An 18,976-nucleotide genomic window follows, 5' to 3' on the forward strand; every position below is an offset into this window, starting at 1 on the left:
TCAGGACCCCTTGATCAGCTTGCGGCGCAGCCAGCCCGAAAGGCTGTCCATCAGCATGACCATCAACACGATCAGCACCATGTAATAGGCGACCTCTTCCCAGTCTTTTTGGGTGATGATCGCTTGGGTCAGCAACAGCCCAATGCCGCCGCCCACAATCGCGCCGATCACGGTCGCACTGCGGGTGTTGGATTCCAGATAATACAGCACCTGCGCCAGAAGCACGGGCATGATCTGCGGAATGACCCCAAACCGGGCTCGCTGCAGGCTGTTGGCCCCGGTGGACTGGATACCCTCGACCTGCTTTTCGTCGATGTTTTCCAAGGCTTCGGAAAACATCTTGCCGAACGAACCAACATCCGTGATCGCAATCGCAATGGCCCCGGTCATCGGGCCGGGACCAAAAGCGCGGCTTAGGATCACGGTCCAGATCAACCCATCCACGCCGCGGATGAAGTCGAACACGCGACGTGTGGCAAAGCGCAGGGGCCCGAGCGGGTTGAAGTTGCGCGCCGCAACAAAGCCCAAGGGCAAAGCCACAATGGCGGCCGTCATGGTGCCAAGGAAGGCCATCAGGATGGTCTCAAAGATCGCCCAAACCACATCGCCATGACGCCACATCTTGTTGGTCCAGAACTCGGCCACCATGTAGCCAATGTTGCTGCGCTCGGGCGACACGCGGTCTCCCCACAGCGCCAGTGCGCCCAGTTCAGCAAAGCTTTTGCCATAAAACGGGCTGTCGAGCGTGAAGAACCACAGCTCCCATCCCGCCTGATAGCGAAAGGTCTCCACCTTAGAGCGCGAATAGTTGAAGCGACCCGCATCCGTGGTCACCGAGATCTTATTGGCCGAGACGCTGATCCAGTCAGGAATGGGCTCGGGCGCCGTCATCACCGGCTTTCCGCCCTCGGAGCGGATGTCGATGGTGCCATAGCCCGGCACAACAAACCGCGCGCCTGCGTCGTCATAGGTCACGACATGGCCGGTCCCGAGATCGATGGTGGTGACATTGTCTGCCACGCTGACCCACTCGGGCATCATGCCTGCGGGGTAAGTGCCTTTGGTTTCGCCCTCAATCGCAATCTCGACTGCGCCGCTGCGGTTGTCGCGGGTGACATGGGTTTTGTGCGACCAGAAGTCGGACAAGAGGATGGCGGCATTGTCGAACCGCGCGCGCTGGGCAAGGCCCGCGATGTCAAAACTGATGGCAGCATAGACCAGATACGCGATGATCGCTGCCGGGATGGCAAAGGCCAACTGGCGTTTGCGGTCAAAGCGGCGGGTGACGGTTTCGGCCAGTGTCGGGGCAAGGGTGGTCATGGTCATGGCTTAGTGCCCTTTCACCAGCTTGTGGCGGAAATGGTCGGAAATCCGGTCGATGATGACGATGGCGAGGAAGAGCAAAAGGAAGATCGCGACCACCTGGTCATAGCGGCCCTGGCCCCATTGCATGGCAAGCTTGAGGTCATGGCCAATGCCACCTTCGCCGACAAAACCCAAGATCGCGCTGGCGCGGACGTTGATTTCAAAGCGCAACAGCGCATAGGACAGCCAGTTTGGTGCGACTTGAGGGATAATGCCCAGCCACATGCGCTGACCCCATGTCGCGCCAACAGAGGCAAGACCTTCGACCGGCTTTAGGTCGGCATTCTCGGCCACTTCGGAAAAGAGCTTGCCAAGGGCGCCACCGGTGTGCAGCGCAATGGCGATGACGGCCGGCACCGGGCCGCCGCCCAAGACGTAGATCAGCACCAGCGCGATGACGATTTCGGGAATGGCGCGCAGCGCGTCCATAGTACGGCGAAAAACCGGGATCAGGCGGGGCCAGCGTGCCAGCCCGCGCGTTGCCAGCAAGGACAGCGCCATTGCGGCCAGTGCCCCGATCAGGGTCGCCACGGCAGCGATGTTCAGCGTCTCAATCAGGGCGGGGATGTGTTCGATAAAAATGCCGGGCAGGTTGGCAAGCTTGACCCATGCTTCGGCGAAGACCTCTGCAGGGAAGTCTAAGACCTGATGCAGCCCCTCCCAGAACCCGCCAGCGTTGCGGTCATCTGCCAAAATCCAGCCTGATGCCATAAAGGCTACGAACAACACCATGATGATGCCGCCATACATGCGTTTGCGGCGGACCATCTCAAGATAGGCTTCACGCGGGTCCTTCAGATCGGGGCGGGGTCCGGGTTCGGGACCAAAGGCGATATCGACCATGTGCAAGCCTTGGACAAAAAGATGGGAAAAGGCCGGACCCCGGGGAGAAGCGGGGTCCGGCCGGCGATAAGGCCGAGAGCCGGGCCTTACATGCCTTCTTGCAGTTTGCGGGCGGCGAGGACGCCTTCGTACATCGAATGCTCAACCGGCACGAAGTCTTTGGCTTCACCAGCGGCAACGGCATAAGCGCATTCTTTGTCAGTTTCCCACAGGTCGGCGGTCAAGGTGGTGACCTTGTCCTTGACGTCCTGCGGCAACGCCTTGCGAACAACCATCGGGCCTTCGGGGATCAGGGCCGAGCGCCAGATTTCGACGATGTTGTTCATGTCGACCAAGCCTGCGTCAGCAGCCTTGCGGAAAGCGCCCGAGTTGTAGCCGTCTTCCCAGTTGCCAACGCCGTCAGCCCAAGACACGCCTGCGGCGAAATCGCCGTTTGCGACGCCGACGATGGTCTGCTCATGACCACCCGACATTTTGACTTCCGAGAAGTACTCTTCCAGCTTGCCATACTTGGCGGTCAATTCGGCGCCGGGGACCAGGTAGCCCGAGGTCGAGTTCGGGTCGGCGAAAGCAAAGACCTTGCCCTTGGCTTCGTCCATGTTGGTGATGCCACTGTCCTTGCGGGCGAAGCCGATGGAGTAATAGCCGGTCGAGTCGTTGGTGTTTTGCTTGGTCAACTTGACTTCAACCGCTTCCGCGTCGGTCAGATAGATTTTGGCATAGGCCGAAGCGCCCAGCCACGCATAGTCGAGCGAGCCACCGAGGAGGCCCTGGATCACGCCGTCATAGTCTGCGGGGGTGAACAGCTTGACCGGCACGCCAAGGGCTTCTTCCATCTTGGCGCGGAAGCACTCGTTCGAGGTCATGCGGTCCTGAGCGTTTTCGCCGCCCAAGATGCCGATGTTGAATTCAGTGATGGCGTCTTGTGCCATCGCGGTTCCGGTCAGCGCCGTGGTGGCGGCAAGGGCAATCAGCAGCTTTTGCATGGTGTTCTCCATGAGGGTTATGACCCGCGCCCGATCCCGGGCTTTGGGCCGGGGACTAAAAGTTAGGCCAACATCTGCGCGGCATAGGCCGCATCCGCAGATGTGTCGGTCGGAATGGCGGTTGAGGTTGCGGACTCGTTGAACGAGGCATCCGCGCCGTAGATGTCGCGAGCAACACCTGTGGACAGCTGGTCGGGCGTGCCGTCGAACACGATGCGACCGTCACGCATGCCGATCACCCGGTCACAATAGCGCCGCGCGGTGTCCAGCGTGTGCAGGTTGGCAATGACCATGCGGCCATCTTCGACGTTGATCTTTTTCAGCGTGTCCATGACGATTTGGGCGTTCATCGGATCGAGGCTGGCAATCGGCTCATCGGCCAGAATGATCTTGGGGTCCTGCATCAAGGCGCGCGCAATCGCCACGCGCTGCTGCTGACCGCCAGACAAAGCCTCAGCCCGTTTCGGGGCCTGCTCGGCGATGCCCAACCGGTCGAGAATCTCCAGCGCCTTCAAGATGTTGGCGCGGGGCCAGATGTTGAACATGGTCTGCAGCGTGCCCCGACGGTTCAAGATGCCGTGCAGCACGTTCGAGGCCACATCCATGCGTGGCACCAGATTGAACTGTTGAAAGATCATCGCGCATTGGCTTTGCCATGCCCGTGCCTCGGCACCTTGCAGCGCCAGCACGTTGCGACCATCCACCAAGATCTCGCCTGACGTGGCATCCGTGAGCCGGTTCATCATGCGCAGAAAGGTCGACTTGCCCGCACCAGAACGGCCGATGATACCCACAAAGGCTGGCCGGTCGACGGTGAAGCTGGCGCGGTCCACTGCAGCCTTGGGGCCGAACATCCGCGTAACCGCCTTAACTTCCAACATGAGACGACCCTTTGCAATCTTGGTTGCGCCGGGGATATCGGTGATTCATGACAAGGGCTTTGCGGTCACATGAAGGTTCCGTGACGCAGCCACCCGCCGAGCGGGCACCGATCACCGCAGATGGGGCGGCCAGATAAACACCTCATCGGGATCGACGCTCGCGCCTTCGGCCAATTCCATGCACCGCCGCCGCAGGGTTTCGGCCACACAAGACCGATCCAGTTTGCGCAGCTCTTCGCTGGCAAGGGGCTGGCCCACGGTCACATGCACCGACTTTCCCATCCGCCGCCGGGTTTCATGGAAAATCAGCGCAAGGCGCAAGGGATAGGAGGAATGGCTGGCAATCTGAAACAGCCGCGAGTTCTGACCCTGGAAATGCAAGGGCAGGGTGGTCACGCCCGGCAATGCGGCAAGCCGTCCGACGAAGGGATGCCATGCGGCATCAACCGCAGCCCCCTTCATGGGGCGGTTGGCCGTGGCAATGCCTCCGGCCGGAAAGATCGCAACCACTTTGCCTGCCAGCAAGAGATCGGCCGCGCGACGACGGGTTTCCCCGGTCAGGCGCCGCGCTTCAGTCGTGCCAGAGAAATCGACCGGCAACAGGTAAGGTTCCACCTCGGGCACCCGGCACAACAGGCTGTTGGTCATGATCGCCACATTGCCCCGCAGGGCCATGCCGAACTGACCAAGGCTGAGGCCATCGACGATACCAAAGGGATGATTGGCGACCAGCAAGAGGCCGCCCTCGCGCGGCAGGCTCTCCAGCCGATCTTTGCGATGCACTTCAAGGCGCAGGTTCAAAAGCCGCATCGCGGCTTCGAACACGGGCTCATAGCGGGACGCGGGTGAGGCGGCCCATCCGGTGTAAAGCGACCGCAGCTTGGGCTGGCCCGAAAGCCGTTCAACCATGCGGATCAGGCTTCGGCGAAAGCGCGGCTGACTGGGATGCGAATAGCTCAGGTCCAGGTCGGCCGCAGGTGCCATCTCGCTGACAGAATCAAGCATTGGCGTTTTCCCCTCAAATCCAGCATGCCGAGGGGAAAAGGCGCGGCATGAAACCAAAGCGCGTGAATTGAACACGCAGGACCGCCGCGACGCCCCCCAGTCTTGACGCGCCTTCGTTATTCCTAGTCGGGGCGCGTAAACGTCGAATGACGCCAGTATTGCAGTTTTGCGACAGCACGCAGTCTGATGCTGCCTGTCGGGCGAGATTGACGGCCGCAAACCGGTTTTCCCGCGTGGCCATTCCCCCTTTCATAAGCGTGCACCGCTTTTGCGCCCCAAGACACCGCCAGCGCGATCATGTGTCATTCAATTCCGGTTTTATCTTTCGCCATCGCGGCTTGCCCCGGCCCGCCCCTTCGTGTCTGCTGCACGCAGCGCAAAAGGACCCGATCCATGACACCCAAATACGCACAGCGAATGGCCAAGGTGCAGCCTTCAGCCATTGGTGAGCTTTTGGCTTTGGGGGCTGACCCCTCGATCATCTCGTTTGGCGGCGGCTATCCGGATGCGACGCTGTTTCCGGCGGACCAGCTCGACGCGGTGTTTCATGAGATCATCACGGCACCGGGCGGGGCTGCGATGCAATACGCGCCCTCCAACGGGCTGGCGCGTCTGCGCGATCAGGTCGCGGGGCTGATGCGCGCGGATGGCGTGGCGTGCACCGGTGATGACGTGCTGATCCTGCAAGGCTCGCAGCAGGGCTTGGACTTCGCGGCGCGCATGCTGGTCGATCCGGGCGATGTGATCGTGACCGAGGACCCGACCTTCCTTGGGGCGCTGATCGCCTTTGCGCCCAGCCAACCCGATTACGCCGTTGTCCCTGTCGATGATGAGGGGATGCAGACCGACAGGCTTGAGGCGATCCTTGCCGCCCAACCCCGGGTGAAGATGATCTACACCATCCCCGACTTTCAGAACCCCACCGGCGTGACCTTGTCACTAGAGCGGCGCAAGGCGCTGATTGCGCTGGCCAATAGTCATGATCTGATCGTGCTTGAGGATACCCCCTATCGCCACATCCGCTTTGCCGGTCACAACCTGCCAACGCTGAAATCGCTGGATACCGAAGGGCGGGTGATCCACCTGGGCAGTTTTTCCAAGATTCTGGTGCCGGGCATGCGGATTGGTTGGGCGGTGGCCAATCCTGATCTTCTTTCCCGGATGGGACAGTTGAAAGTGGCCGCCGACACCCAAACCTCAACGCTGAACATGGCGGCCGCAAGCCTGTTCCTCGACCGCTATGACCTGAACGCCCATATCGCCACGCTGCGCGCCGCCTATGCGGTCAAGAAAGAGGCGATGCTGGACGCGATCCGTCGGCATTTCCCGCAGGAAATCATAGCGACCGATCCGCAAGGCGGCCTGTTCACATGGCTCACCTTCCCCGAAGGCTTCGATGCGACCGAGTTCATGCGCAATGTTGCCCTGCCCCAGGCGCGGGTCGCCTATGTGCCCGGCGCGACGTTCTTTCCCCTCACGCCGCGGGCCAATCATGCAAGGCTGAACTACTCAGCACCGTCGCTGTCTGCAATCGAAACCGGGATGGCCGCCCTTGGCCGCGCCCTGCACGCCAATCTGTGAAACAAAGGTCACCATGCCCGTCACCCTGCACACCTCCGCCCCCAGCCTGACACCCGCAGAGATCGCCCGGTGGAGCGACATTCCCGTCGCCGTCGCAGTTGATCTGGTTCGTGAGGCGGGGCAGATCGACCCGGCCCTGCGCCCCTTGCGCCCGGCGGGGTCGCAGCCGCGTCTCTTTGGCACGGCCGTCACGGTGCACTGTGAGGCCCCGGATTTTGGCGCAGTCCTGCAGGCTTTGGACGTGATCGAACGCGGTCAGGTGCTGGTGATCGACGCGGGCGGCTACCGCGATGCGGCGATGATCGGTGACATCCTGTCAGGCCATCTGCGCAATAAGGGGGTTGCGGGGCTGGTCTGCGATGGGGCCGTGCGCGACGTGGGCACCTTGGGCAGTTGGACCGATTTCCCGGTCTTCAGCCGCTGGATCAACCCCCGCGGCCCCACCGGCGCCGAAAAGGGGGCCATAAACCGGCCCGTCACGATCGGCGGTGTCCTCGTGGCGCCCGGTGATCTGATCATCGGCGACGACGATGGCCTTGTGGTCATCTCAGCACCGAACGCCCGCGCTCTGATCGGCGAGGCCGAGGCCAAACTGGCCCGCGAAGCCGGTTGGATCGAAGGGCTCGCCGCCGGAACATCCGCAGTGGAGGTCTTTGGCCTACAGGCCGCGATCCGGGGGTGAAGGGGCCATGCTCGCAGTTTTGACGACAGCCCTTTGACGCTCATGCCCCGATCGCGTGGCTGGCAGCCAATCCCATTCGGCGCACCAAGCAGGCCGGTCTGACAAGACCTCGAACGGCGAAAACCCGTCGAGCACGACAAAGACAGCAGGGGGCCAGTGCGACACTGACAGGGTTTCGCCGTTTGAGGCGTGGATAACATTTGTCTTGCGGTGGGTGTTCTGCAAGCCTGGTGCAGGCCGTCGAAAGAAGGGTTTTGGAACATGCTGCGCATACTGGGGTGGGCTGGATACGACACAGGGCTGCGCCGCGCCTTTGACAGCTTTACCCGCGACACCGGAATTGCTGTTTCCTTCAAAGGCGCCCGCAATCAGGACGAGATGCATCACGTCGCGCAGACCGAAGCATTTGACATCGCCTGCCCGACGACCGACCGGCTCGCCAGTTGGCTGGACAGCCGCTTGATTGCCCCTCTGGACGAAGACCGGATCGGCTTTGCGCGGATTGATCCGGCCTTTCATGCCGATGCGCATACGATCATTCACGGCAGGCGCTATGGATCGCCAAACATCTGGGGCGGTGCCGGGATCGGGCATCACAGGGACCACGCCCCGCTTGACCCTGCCGGGCTCAGCCTGATGGCCCTGTTCGACCCGGCCTATGCGGGTCGCCTGACGATGCGCGAGGACACGGCCTTTGTCGCCGCCGGTCGGGCCTTAGAGGCGGCAGGGCTGTTGCCTTACCCGTTTGACGACTCCTATCGGTTCGAAGACAGGATGATCGCCAATTATGACGTCATCGGTGCGTTTTTAGCCGATCGCGCGGCCCATGTGGCCCGGTTCTGGTTCAGTGAGGAAGAGGGGATGGACGCCTTCCGTTCGGGCGCCTGTGTGGTCGGCTACAGCTGGGACACGACAATGGCGGCCCTGCAACGCGAGGGGTTTCCCGGCAATTTCATCGCCCCAATCGAGGGGACGAACTGCTATCTGCAGAACTTCGTGCTCAGCGCCAAGGCCGATCCCGGCCCGGCGCAGGACTGGATCGCTTGGGTCAACACACCCCAGGGTTCGGCGCAATACGCCACCGCCTTTGGGGCGAACCCCACCGCCACGGGCGCGAGGGCGCTGTTGCCTGCGCAGGATCAGTCGTTCTTTGCCGCCAGCTATCCGGCCGAAGCTTTGGCTAAACTGTGGTGGCAGCCCGAGCAGCCACTGTGGTTCGTGAAACATCGTGGCGAGTATGCCCGACGATACCGAATGGCCGTCGAAGGATGACCCGCTGGCCCGTTCAGAAGATCAGGGTCGGCGCGCTCACCGCAACGGTGCTGCCGCTGGGCGAGATATCCGACAGCCTGCGCGACTGGTTCGCGCCCGAGGCGCAGGCTGTTCCGGACGGCGTCTCGCACCTGCCCGTGAACGCCTTGCATGTCGGTGGGCCGGGTGTTTCAGTGCTGATCGACGCCTGCGATCCGGCCCGATATAGGGGCGAAGGACAAACTGCCGAAATTGGCCCTTGCCTCAAGATGGCGGGCATTGACCCCGCAGGCATCACCCATGTGATCATCACCCACGGCCACCACGACCACTTTTGTGGACTGGCCGACCCGCGCGGGGAACTGACCTTTCCCTTGGCACGACACATTCTGTCACCGCTGGATTGGGGCGATGGCACGTTGACGGCCGAGGCGCAGAGGGCCGATGGCAAAGCTGCCGATCCGGCTGCATTGGAACACTTGTTCCGCCTTGGCTTGCTCGACCTTGGATGCAACTCGCACCCCTTGCCCCCGGAAATCACTCTGATCGATACCCCCGGCGAAACGCCGGGCCATCGGATCGTGCGTATCGCTTCCGGTGGTGAGGTGCTGTTTTTTCTTGCCGACCTCTTTCATGTGAGGGCCGAAATCGACGACCCGAACCTCTGCCCGATCTGGGCGGACGACACCGCTCTGAAAGCAAGCCGGACCCGGATCATGGCTGCCATCCGCAACGAGACCGCTCGGTTTCTGTGCAGCCACATCCCGGACTTGTTTTCCACTTCGCATAGATCAAACGCGTCATGAGCTTAATGAACCAGCGTGCTCTTTCTTGTCGTTGCTGATGAGGGCGGACAGGTTTCCATGCTTGCAGGCAACTTTGCGGGCGGCACTGCGCCATCTTTGCGTCAATCGCCGTATCTCTGGCCCTGTGCGGGCAAACAACGCCACCGCCACAAGCAAGCTGACATGGGGACCGGGCAGGGTTTCGGACCGGCTCTTCAAGGCATGGCTGATCGTTGTGCCGCCTTCGCGGTCTCTTCGCTTAGGTCCAAAGCCACGCAGCGAACGTCCCGACCCAGGCTGCCAGCGCAACAAGAACCAATCCCGGCACGACTCGAAGGGCAAAAGCCCACCCGCCACCAATCGCGGCCATGGCGATCTTGGACAGCGTATTGGACGTCAAGGCCGCAAGGATCGGCAGGACAGCGTCTTGCGGCATGACCTTTCCCGATGCGACCAGCGTCGCAACCGATATGGCCGCCGCATGAGTGTCGACCAGCCCGGCAACCACGGCCGCGATCAGCACGCCTGCGCTGCCGAACCGTTCTTGAAGCCCCGCCGAGATGACGAGGACGATTGCAAGGATGACTCCGAAGGCAAGCGCGGTTTTCAGGCTAAAGACGCCCCCGGTCTGTGGCGCACTGGTTCCTGAATTGCGCGCGGCCAAGAGCGTAAAGACCGCCCCGTAGGCCAAAGCGGTGCCTCCGGCCAAAAGCAGGGGGCCAGACATGCTGAACAGGGTGGGCATACTGGTGGCCGCGACGACCAGCGCCATCTGCGCAATCGTGGCGACGGTCGACAACACGGCCCCCGCAACGCAGGCCGCCAGAAGGTCTGCTGACGCCCGAGCCCGCGATCCCATCGCGAGGATCGTGGCCGTGCTGGAGATAAAGCCGGAAATGGCCCCGGCGAGCGGCAGGCCATACTTTGCCCCGAACAGGCGTATTGCAACATAGCCGGCCGCACTGATCGCCATGACCAGCACGATCACGATCCAGATCGAGTGTGGATTGAGCGCTAGGTAGGGGCCCATCTGGCGGTTCGGCACCAAAGGCAAAATGACAAGGGTCGCTGCAGCAAAGATCAACGCGTCGTCCAACTCGTCTTTCGAGATCACTTTGATGACAAGGTTGTGGAGCCACGCCTTCACATAAAGCAGCACCGCCACGGTCACGGCGATCGCGGCGGCGGTCTGCGGTGCTTGCATGCACATGCCGCCCAGCAGGGCCGTCAGGACAAGAACGATTTCCGTGGTCAAGCCCGGATCTTGATCTTGGGCGCGCCAATAGGAGACGGCGACCAGCGCGGCAACGCAGGCCGTCAAGACGGCAAGCAACCCGACGCCCCCAAGGGCCAAGGCGACAGCGCCAGAGATCGAGGTGATCGTGAACGTCCGGATGCCTGCCGGAGAGCGCGCCGCGCCTTCACCCTTGCGCCGCTCACGCTCCGCCCCAATCAGCGCTCCGACCGCGACGGCACTGACGAGATTCAGGAGGGGTGGGTCAAGGAGCAGTGCAGCCTCCACGCAATTCGAACGGGTCTTTGTTCAGGAGCAATGCATAAAGCACCCATGATGCGCGCGTATTGACGTGGATCACTTCCTCATCGGTGTCGGTGCCCGCAAAGATGGCTGACTGGGTGCAGCCTGCGCGTAAAGGACCTTAACCTCTGTCAAGGCGCGGGGTTCGGTCCGGGGCTAACATCCGCCGAGACATTTCAGGAAGGTACTTTGTCAGACTCTGCCCCACCCCAGACCCTAAAGCGCCCGTTGACGCTGTTTCTCGCTGTGCTCTCTGGGCTCGGTGCGATGATTGGCGCCGGCATCTATCTGCGGTTTGGCATTGCCGCAGACCAAGGCGGCATGCACGCGCCGCCTGCACAGGCTTTTGTCTGTCCGGGTCGGGGGCCTCTTGCGGGCCCCGTCTCAAGCATTGGGTTGCGTTTGCTGCCAGCGGTTGCGCGGTGACCCGATGACAACCAAGCCCCGTGCACCCCGCAGCCGCCGTTTTGGACGCTTGTCCTTGGCCGTCGCCAGTGTTGCTGGCATCTCGCTTTGTCTGCTGATCGCTTGGCCGTTCCTTGGGGCCATCACATGGGCGCTGACGCTGGCGATCCTTTTCGCGCCGCTCCATGAAAGGGTCGAAAGGCGCGTTAGGCACCCAAACATCGCCGCCTTGCTCTCGACGGCGATTGTCATCGTGGTTGTGGTCGTGCCTGCGGTCTTCGTGGTTGAACGCCTTATCACAGAAGCAACTTCTGGCATCCAAGCACTTCAGGCGCGTGTTGAGGGTGGCGAGCTTCAAGCCCTTATAGACAGCCATCCAGCCCTTGCGCCCTTTGGGGCCTGGATTGACCGGCAGTTTGATTTGCCCTCGATGATGTCCGCAATTGCGACCTATCTCAGCAATCTCGGCGCGACGTTCGTCAAGGGGTCGTTGCTGCAGGTGGTCGAGGTGTTCATCACCTTCTACCTCCTGTTCTATTTTCTGCGCGACCGATTGGCCGCCCGGACGATGATCATCGCATGGCTCCCACTCACAAAACCAGAGACGGAACACCTGCTGCGGCGGGTGGCCGAGACTGTCCACGCGATCGCCTACGGAACGCTTGCCGTCGCCGCAGTTCAAGGCAGCTTGGCTGGCCTGATGTTTTGGGTGCTTGGTCTGCCCACGCCGTTGCTTTGGGGCTTGGTGATGGGGCTGTTGTCGATTGTTCCGGTCCTTGGCGCCTTCATCATCTGGATCCCGGCTGCGATCCTGCTCGTTCTTGATGGCAGCTGGATCCGCGCGGTCATTCTTGCCGCTTGGGGCGGGATCGTCGTTGGCAGCATCGACAACGTCCTGCGGCCGATGTTCGTCGGGAACCGGTTGCGCCTGCATACCATTCCCGCGTTCATGTCGATTGTCGGCGGCCTTTTGCTGTTTGGTGCGCCCGGATTCATTCTCGGTCCTTTGGCCGGGACGCTGACCATGCTGATCGTGGAGTTCTGGCTTCGCCGCCAAGCCCTTCTGCAACCAACAGACTGAGCCCCATGCATGTGCCGCTTTGAAGCGGCAAATTTCTCTTTGCATTGGCGGCCCGCTGGCGCCATTGTCGCGCCTGCACTGTGCATGCAAAGGGCCATCGTGAGGAAATACCAATTACCGCCGCTGGACCTGCTCCACAGCTTTGAGGCTGTCGCACGTCACCTGAGCTTTACGCTTGCGGCGGATGAGCTGTGCCTGACGCAAAGTGCCGTAAGCCGACAGATTAAAGCGCTGGAAGATTGGCTGGGCTTGCGACTGTTTCGCCGGTTGCACCGTGGTGTCGAGGTGACGCCAGACGGGCAGCGTTTGTTCGACTCGGTGACGCGGGGATTGGACGATATCAGCGAGTGTCTCGCCGCACTCGGCGCGGCATCAAAGGCGCCCCAGATCACCGTCAGTGCCTCTGTTGCCTTCGCTTGGTTCTGGCTGATGCCACGGCTTGAGCGCTTTGCCGCCCTGCAGCCAGAGATTGACCTGCGCGTGCTGGCGGCGGACCAGCCGGTTTTGCCAAGCACCGGTGAGGTGGATGTCGCCATCCTTTTTGGTGCGGGAAAATGGGAGGGGCTGAAGGCCGAGCTTTTGTTCGGCGAGCGGGTCTACCCGGTGTGTAGCCCCGGCTATTTGGCCGATCATCCCGAACTGCGGCAGTCAGCCGATCTTCTGGACCAGACGCTTTTGCACCTTGAATACCCAAGGGCTTCAGCCGGTGAGGTGGATTGGCGGCAATGGCTGCTGCGTCAGGGCGTGAATGGGCAACCAGTGCGCCGGGCTATTCGGCTCAATTCCTATCCAATGGTTCTTCAGGCGGCCGAGGCGGGACGTGGTGTCGCCTTGGGGTGGAGTTACATCACGGATCAAATCCTTGCAGAGGGTCGGCTGGTCTGCCCCATCGACAAAGCTCTTGAAACCTCGGACGGCTATTACGTCAGCACATCTGCGCGTCCGTCTCATGGCGCGGCGATCACCGCTTTTCTTGAGTGGATTATGGCCGAAGCGAAGGGTGGTTCTGATGTTCGCATGCGCCCAGGGAATGCGAACCATTCGGAATGATCGTTTGAGCCGCGGCCAAAACGGGTGCTAGCTGGAGTCTCACAAACCGTCGAGTTTCCACCATGACCGAACCAGCCCTTGCCGATCCGTCCACCCGCCGCTCTGGCCGCCGCGCGCGTGTCGAGGAGGCCGTCATGGTCTCACCGATCCCACCGGGCCTCGTCGGCGGACGCTACAAGCCTCTGACGGACGCTGAGGTCTTGCGGATCCACGAACTGACGCTGCAGCTTTTGGAAGACCTCGGCCTATCGCAACTGACCCCCAGCCTTGAAGCCCGCGCCGTGGCGGCAGGGTGCCGGGTGGATGGGAATGGTCGGATGCGCTTTCCGCGTGCACTGGTCGAAGATGTGATCGCCCGTTCGCGGCGCACGTTTACCCTCCACGGCATTGATCCGATCCATGACATCGAAATCGGTGGCAAGCGCGTCCACACTGGCACCGGCGGCGCGGCCCCGACGATCATGGATTTCGAAACCGGCCGCTACCGTGAAAGCACGGTCGCTGACCTTTACGACATTGCCCGACTGGTGGATCGGTTGGACAATATCCACTGGTATCATCGCTCTATCGTGGCGCGGGATGCAAAGACCATCCTCGACCTTGATATGAACACCACCTATGCCTGCTTGGCAGGCACCACAAAGTCTATTGCCGTCAGTTACACCGACAGCGCATCTGTGCGCGCGGTGCAGCCGATGCTTGACGCTGTCGCTGGTGGCGACGGCAAGCACCGCGAGCGGCCTTTCTGCACCGCTGTGTGCTGCCATGTTGTGCCGCCGATGCGATTTGCGACCGAAAGCTGTGACGCTCTAGAGGCCGCCGTTTTAGCCGGCATGCCGATCCTGCTGGTCTCGGCCGGCCAAGCCGGAGCGACGGCGCCCGCCGCCCTTGCGGGGGCGGTCGCGCAAGCTTGTGCCGAGGTGCTGGCGGGCCTGATCCTGTGCCACATCATTGACCCCAACTGCCGCGGCATCTTTGCCGCTTGGCCATTCGTCAGCGATCTGCGCACCGGGGCAATGTCCGGCGGGTCGGGTGAGCAGGCGCTTCTGTCGGCCGCCTGCGCCCAGATGGCGAACTTTTATGATCTCCCAAATTCGGTGCCCGCCGGAATGACCGACAGCAAGCTTCCCGATGCGCAAAGTGGGGGCGAGAAAGGCTATACCATCTCACTTGCCGCACAGGCTGGGGCAACGATGATCCATGAATGCGCCGGCATGCAGGGCTCACTCATGGGCACGAGCTTTGAGGGCTATGTTCTGGACAACGATCTTCTCGGCGCGATTTTGCGCACGGTCAAGGGGATCGAGGTTAGCGAGGACACGCTGAACTTTGAGGTCATCCGCGATACGGTCATGGGCGCGGGGCACTACCTTGGTCATCCGCAGACCTTTGCGCGGATGAAAACTGATTACGTCTATCCCGAGATCGCGGACCGCCGCAGCATCAGCGAATGGCAGGATGCCGGTGCGCGGGACGCGCGAGACGTGGCGCGCGACCGAGTTCGCAAGATACTGACCGACCATTATCCGCGCCACATCAGCGACACGACCGACGCGGCGATCCGCGCCGGTTACAACATCATTTTGCCGCGCGAGCGGATGCAAGCCGGCAACGGCGTCTGGTAAGGAGAGCGCCATGCAAACCCATGCGAAAGTGGTGATCATCGGCGGTGGCATGATGGGGGTAGGTCTGGCCTACCACCTCGCTGAAGCCGGGTGGACGGATGTCCTGCTGATCGAGAAGGGCGAGTTGACCAGCGGTTCGACTTGGCACGCCGCCGGGCAATGCCCGTCCTTCATTGGCAATTACAACATGGCCAAGATCCACCATTATGGGAATACGCTTTACCCCAAGCTTGAGGAGCTGACGGGCCATCCGACAGGCTGGCACGGCTGCGGCGGCATCCGCATCGCGACCACGGCAGAGGAGGTGGACTGGTTCCGCTACGTCGAGGGTTTTGCCGCCAATGTTGGGTTCCAGATGGAAATCATCAGCCCCGAGCGCATCCGCGAGCTGAACCCCTGGCTCAAGACCGATGGCATTTTGGCAGGCGCCCACACCACCTTGGACGGTCACGTGGACCCTGCGAGTGCGTGCAATTCCATGGCAGCGGGCGCGCGGGCACTGGGCGCCACGATTGTGCGGCGCAACCGAGTGACGGGCGTGACCCGGCTGCCTTCAGGCGAGTTCCGGGTCGAGACTGAACAGGGCAATGTCACCTGCGAGCATCTGGTCAATGCGGCGGGCTGTTATGCCCGAGAGGTCGGTAAGTGGCTGGGTGTCGATACGCCGATCACCAATATGGAACACCAGTATCTGGTCACCGAACCGCTGGCTGAGTTCAAGGACAGCCCCGTCGAATTGCCCGTGATGCGCGATCCGGCGACAGCGGGCTATTATCGGCAAGAGCAGAAGGCGGGTCTCGTCGGCATTTACGAGCACACGGGCGCGCGGGAGGCTTGGGCCAGTCGCGGCGGTTGGCCGGAGTGGTCCAGCGAGAATGAGCTGTTTGAGGGGGATCTCGACCGGATCGCCCCTTGGCTGGAAAAGGCGCTAGAGCGCATGCCGATCTTCGCCAATGCCGGGATCAAGCGCATCATCAACGGCGCCATTCCCCACACGCCGGATGGCAACCCCCTTGTCGGGCCAATGCCGGGCGTGCCGAATGCTTGGCAATGCTGCGGCTCGTCCATCGGGATCGCGCAGGGGGCGGGCTGCGGCAAGTTCCTAGCCCAATGGATGATCCACGGCGATGCTGAGATCAACATGGCCTCGGTCGACCCGCGGCGCTTTGGGGCCTATGCCGATCAGGACTACACACGGGCGAAAAGCTTTGACGACTATGAAAACATGTTCGAAACGCCCTTGCCGGGGCGCGAAGTGCAGGCCGGGCGTCCCCGCCGCATCACCCCGCTTTTCGAGGTGTTGAAGGCCAAAGGCGCCGTGATGACCGAGGTGCACGGATGGGAGCGGCCCAAGTATTTCGCCCCCGTCGGCTTTGCCGAAAAGCTTCAGTTCCGCCGCACCAACACCTTTGATCTGGTCGCCGCCGAATGTCGCGCTGTGCGCGAGCGGGTGGGGATCATGGACCTGTCAAGCTTTGCCAAGTTTGATGTGGCGGGCCCCGGGGCCGAGGCGCTGTTGGACCGTCTGACCGCAAATCGCCTTCCGAAAAAGCTGGATGGCATTGGTCTAACGCAGGTGCTCTCGGACAAGGGCCGCATCCTTGGTGAATGGACCATCACCCGCTTGGGGCCTGATCGCTTCTATCTGTTGACCGGCGCTGGGGCCGAGGAACAGGCGCGGGACGATCTGGCTTTGGCTGCAGGTCCCGACGTAACGGTCACCAACGTCACCGACAGCTTCGGCATGCTGGTCGTCGCGGGTCCGAAGTCGCGTGAGGTCCTCGCCACCCTGACGGGCTCAGATATGTCCAACGGGGCATTCCGCTGGCTCTCGGCGCAGGAGATCATGCTGGCTGGCATTCCCGTCCGCGCGCTGCGCGTGACCTATGTGGGCGAGCTTGGCTGGGAACTTCATGCGCCGATGGCTGATCTTGGCCGCCTTTATGCGGCAATCTGGGCCGCCGGTGTGCCGCATGGCATCGCCGATTTCGGCGGGCAGGCTGTAAACTCCCTGCGCATGGAAAAGGCCTATCGCGGCTATGGGTCAGAATTGACTAATGAGATCACCCTGATCGAGGCGGACTGCACCCGGCTTTATGCCCCGGACAAAGGCGATTTCCGTGGCCGTGTTGCCACCGAGGCCATGCGCGCGGGCACCGTCACGACCAAGCTGGTCTATGGCGCGGTGGCTGCCACCGACTGCGACATCTACGGGGGCGAGGCGGTGATGCAGGGCAATCGCGTGGTCGGGGTCTGCACCTCCGGCGCCTATGGGCATGCAACGGCCAAAAGTCTGACCTTCGCCTATGTAGAACCGGGCGTGACCGAGGGTTTGGAGGTGGTGATCCTTGGAGAGCGCCGGTCGCTGACCCTCATGGATGCCCCGGTTTGGGATCCGGCCAACGCTCGGCAGAAGGCCTAGACCGCAAGATATTCTCTCATGCGGGGTTCCCGCATGGGGAGAGGGGCACGGTGTCTGCGCTGAGCGGTGGCGCCATCGATGGCTTCCAACGTCACGAAATGCTTCCCGTGCGGCGGACCTCTTGCGGTCTCTTGTGTCATCCTCAGGACGGTCAGGGTGTCGGTCCGTCGCTCGACCCACCATCACTTGCCTAGCATGCGCCGCCAAGCGGACCCGCACCACCGTTCTCACCGACTGTCGCGGTCATGTTGCAGTCGGGTGCCAGCGTGATGGCACCGCGATGTCCTGACATGCTGCGATTGGGGCATATCCCAATCATTCCATGCGGCGGGGCAGGGGCCTGCTAAAGCCCCAGCCGATCCACCACCCAGACACCCAAGGCCTGCACCATGTCATCGCGCCATGACAGCGGTCCCGGGCGATACAAAGCGGACCCCAGCGCGCGCTGCTGTTTTTCAAGGATGCCGACATCCTCTTTGGCGACACGCTCCCAGCGGTCGTAGTAGGGCTCGGCCCGGATTTGAAAATCGGGTTGGTCCAGCCGGGCGGCAGGAAAACATCCCCCCACTTCCAGCCGCGTGCGGTTTTCGGCGATGGGGATGCAGTTCAGCCACCACAGGCAATCTTGGGCCACGGCAAACTGCATGGTGGGCAGGGCGACGGTGAAATAGGTCCCCATCCGCGCGTCCTCATCCAAGCCTTCGATCTTATCAAAGGGTGGGACGGTGTCGCTCAGGGTGGCAATGCTGCGGCCTGAGACCACCTGAATACAAATCCAGTTGCCCCGTGTTGGCAGCGTGCGCGAGGTTTGCGCCCCCACCGTCTCGCGGTGGACGATCCCGGTGTGATAGGTCTCCATCGCGTTTTCGAGGATCAGTTTCCAATTGCAGGCCACATCCAGCGTGCAGGTCCAAGTGTGGCGCATCTCTTGGGGTCGGTGGCTGGCCATGCGGTCGGGCAGATCACCCAGATGCTCGGCCAGCGATGGGCCATCCTTGGTGAAGCGCGCAAAGACGAACCCGGCCCATTGGTCGATGTCGAGCGTGACGAGGCCGTTCTCAACCTTATCAAAGCCTTCGGCGTCTTTCATGTCCGGGCAGCCGTACAGGCGGCCATCGTTCAGATAGCTCCAGGCGTGGTAGGGACAGATGATGCGCCCGCCGATGTTGCCCGTGCCTTCCAAGAGGATCGACCCACGATGTCGGCAGTAATTGGCAAAGCAGCGCAGCACCCCATCGCTGCCCCGCACCAGCACGATCGGCCCTCCGGGATTGTCAAAAGCGCGGTAATCGCCGGGGTTGGGCAGGGTTTCTGCGCGGCACAGAAAGAACCAGTGCTTCAAGAACAGGTGCTCACGCTCGGCCGCAAAGATGGCGGGATCGGTGTAGAACCCCGCAGGCATCGACCGCGCCCTGTGCAGTGGCGCGGTGGCGGCAGTGAGATCAGATGGATCAAGCGGCATTTGGCCCTCCAGCAG

14 protein-coding genes and 1 pseudogene are annotated in these 18,976 nt (G+C 62.1%); 8 read left to right on the forward strand and 7 right to left on the reverse strand.

The window, feature by feature from the left end:
- The 5 genes from phnE (AC72UB_RS11330) to AC72UB_RS11350 form a co-directional block, all read right to left on the reverse strand.
- Window positions 1–1,326 (reverse strand): phosphonate ABC transporter, permease protein PhnE, encoded by a 1,326-nt coding sequence (phnE, locus tag AC72UB_RS11330; RefSeq protein WP_505189880.1) that lies wholly within the window; start codon window positions 1,324–1,326, stop codon window positions 1–3.
- Between the two features lie 3 nt (window positions 1,327–1,329).
- Window positions 1,330–2,208, reverse strand: a complete 879-nt coding sequence (gene phnE / locus AC72UB_RS11335; RefSeq protein WP_505189881.1) for a phosphonate ABC transporter, permease protein PhnE — start codon at window positions 2,206–2,208, stop codon at window positions 1,330–1,332.
- An 86-nt stretch (window positions 2,209–2,294) separates the two neighbouring features.
- A complete protein-coding gene (gene phnD / locus AC72UB_RS11340; RefSeq protein WP_505189882.1) occupies window positions 2,295–3,194 on the reverse strand; it encodes a phosphonate ABC transporter substrate-binding protein in 900 nt (299 codons plus the stop codon).
- A 62-nt stretch (window positions 3,195–3,256) separates the two neighbouring features.
- Window positions 3,257–4,075, reverse strand: a complete 819-nt coding sequence (gene phnC, locus AC72UB_RS11345; protein ID WP_505189883.1) for a phosphonate ABC transporter ATP-binding protein — start codon at window positions 4,073–4,075, stop codon at window positions 3,257–3,259.
- 111 nt (window positions 4,076–4,186) lie between these two features.
- Entirely contained in the window at window positions 4,187–5,080 is an 894-nt protein-coding gene (locus tag AC72UB_RS11350; RefSeq protein ID WP_463289712.1) for a lysophospholipid acyltransferase family protein, read from the reverse strand.
- A gap of 393 nt (window positions 5,081–5,473) precedes the next feature.
- On the opposite strand from AC72UB_RS11350, the gene AC72UB_RS11355 reads away from it, so the two are divergent.
- The 4 genes from AC72UB_RS11355 (at window position 5,474) to AC72UB_RS11370 (ending at window position 9,400) form a co-directional block, all read left to right on the forward strand.
- Window positions 5,474–6,661 carry an aminotransferase-like domain-containing protein gene (locus AC72UB_RS11355; protein WP_505189884.1) on the forward strand — a complete coding sequence of 396 codons (1,188 nt, stop codon included), beginning with the start codon at window positions 5,474–5,476 and terminating at the stop codon, window positions 6,659–6,661.
- 13 nt (window positions 6,662–6,674) lie between these two features.
- Window positions 6,675–7,343 (forward strand): RraA family protein, encoded by a 669-nt coding sequence (locus tag AC72UB_RS11360; protein ID WP_505189885.1) that lies wholly within the window; start codon window positions 6,675–6,677, stop codon window positions 7,341–7,343.
- Window positions 7,344–7,604: 261 nt separating this feature from the next.
- Entirely contained in the window at window positions 7,605–8,615 is a 1,011-nt protein-coding gene (locus tag AC72UB_RS11365) for an extracellular solute-binding protein (protein WP_505189886.1), read from the forward strand.
- The gene (locus AC72UB_RS11370) at window positions 8,612–9,400 is read left to right on the forward strand and encodes an MBL fold metallo-hydrolase (RefSeq protein ID WP_505189887.1); all 789 of its coding nucleotides are present in this window, start codon (window positions 8,612–8,614) and stop codon (window positions 9,398–9,400) included. The genes AC72UB_RS11365 and AC72UB_RS11370 overlap by 4 nt, the downstream gene beginning before the upstream one ends.
- A 238-nt stretch (window positions 9,401–9,638) precedes the next feature.
- Here AC72UB_RS11370 and AC72UB_RS11375 read toward each other — a convergent pair whose 3' ends face one another.
- A complete protein-coding gene (locus AC72UB_RS11375; protein ID WP_505189888.1) occupies window positions 9,639–10,901 on the reverse strand; it encodes an MgtC/SapB family protein in 1,263 nt (420 codons plus the stop codon).
- Window positions 10,902–11,346: 445 nt separating this feature from the next.
- Here AC72UB_RS11375 and AC72UB_RS11380 point away from each other — a divergent pair, with 445 nt between their 5' ends.
- From AC72UB_RS11380 to AC72UB_RS11395, 4 genes and pseudogenes are all read left to right on the forward strand, one after another.
- Window positions 11,347–12,402 carry an AI-2E family transporter gene (locus AC72UB_RS11380; protein WP_505189889.1) on the forward strand — a complete coding sequence of 352 codons (1,056 nt, stop codon included), beginning with the start codon at window positions 11,347–11,349 and terminating at the stop codon, window positions 12,400–12,402.
- A gap of 84 nt (window positions 12,403–12,486) precedes the next feature.
- A pseudogene (locus AC72UB_RS11385) lies at window positions 12,487–13,383 on the forward strand (LysR substrate-binding domain-containing protein); the annotation flags it as partial.
- 131 nt (window positions 13,384–13,514) lie between these two features.
- On the forward strand, window positions 13,515–15,077 hold the full coding sequence (locus AC72UB_RS11390) for a trimethylamine methyltransferase family protein (RefSeq protein ID WP_463289719.1): 1,563 nt from the start codon (window positions 13,515–13,517) through the stop codon (window positions 15,075–15,077).
- 10 nt (window positions 15,078–15,087) lie between these two features.
- The gene (locus AC72UB_RS11395; protein WP_505189890.1) at window positions 15,088–17,499 is read left to right on the forward strand and encodes an FAD-dependent oxidoreductase; all 2,412 of its coding nucleotides are present in this window, start codon (window positions 15,088–15,090) and stop codon (window positions 17,497–17,499) included.
- A gap of 343 nt (window positions 17,500–17,842) precedes the next feature.
- Here the strand turns inward: AC72UB_RS11395 and AC72UB_RS11400 are convergent, their stop codons facing one another.
- Window positions 17,843–18,961 (reverse strand): aromatic ring-hydroxylating oxygenase subunit alpha, encoded by a 1,119-nt coding sequence (locus tag AC72UB_RS11400; RefSeq protein WP_505189891.1) that lies wholly within the window; start codon window positions 18,959–18,961, stop codon window positions 17,843–17,845.
- Window positions 18,962–18,976 lie beyond the last annotated feature (15 nt).

Source organism: Allotabrizicola aquatica (SeqCode) (assembly GCF_965194375.1).
Taxonomy (GTDB): domain Bacteria; phylum Pseudomonadota; class Alphaproteobacteria; order Rhodobacterales; family Rhodobacteraceae; genus Tabrizicola_A; species Tabrizicola_A aquatica.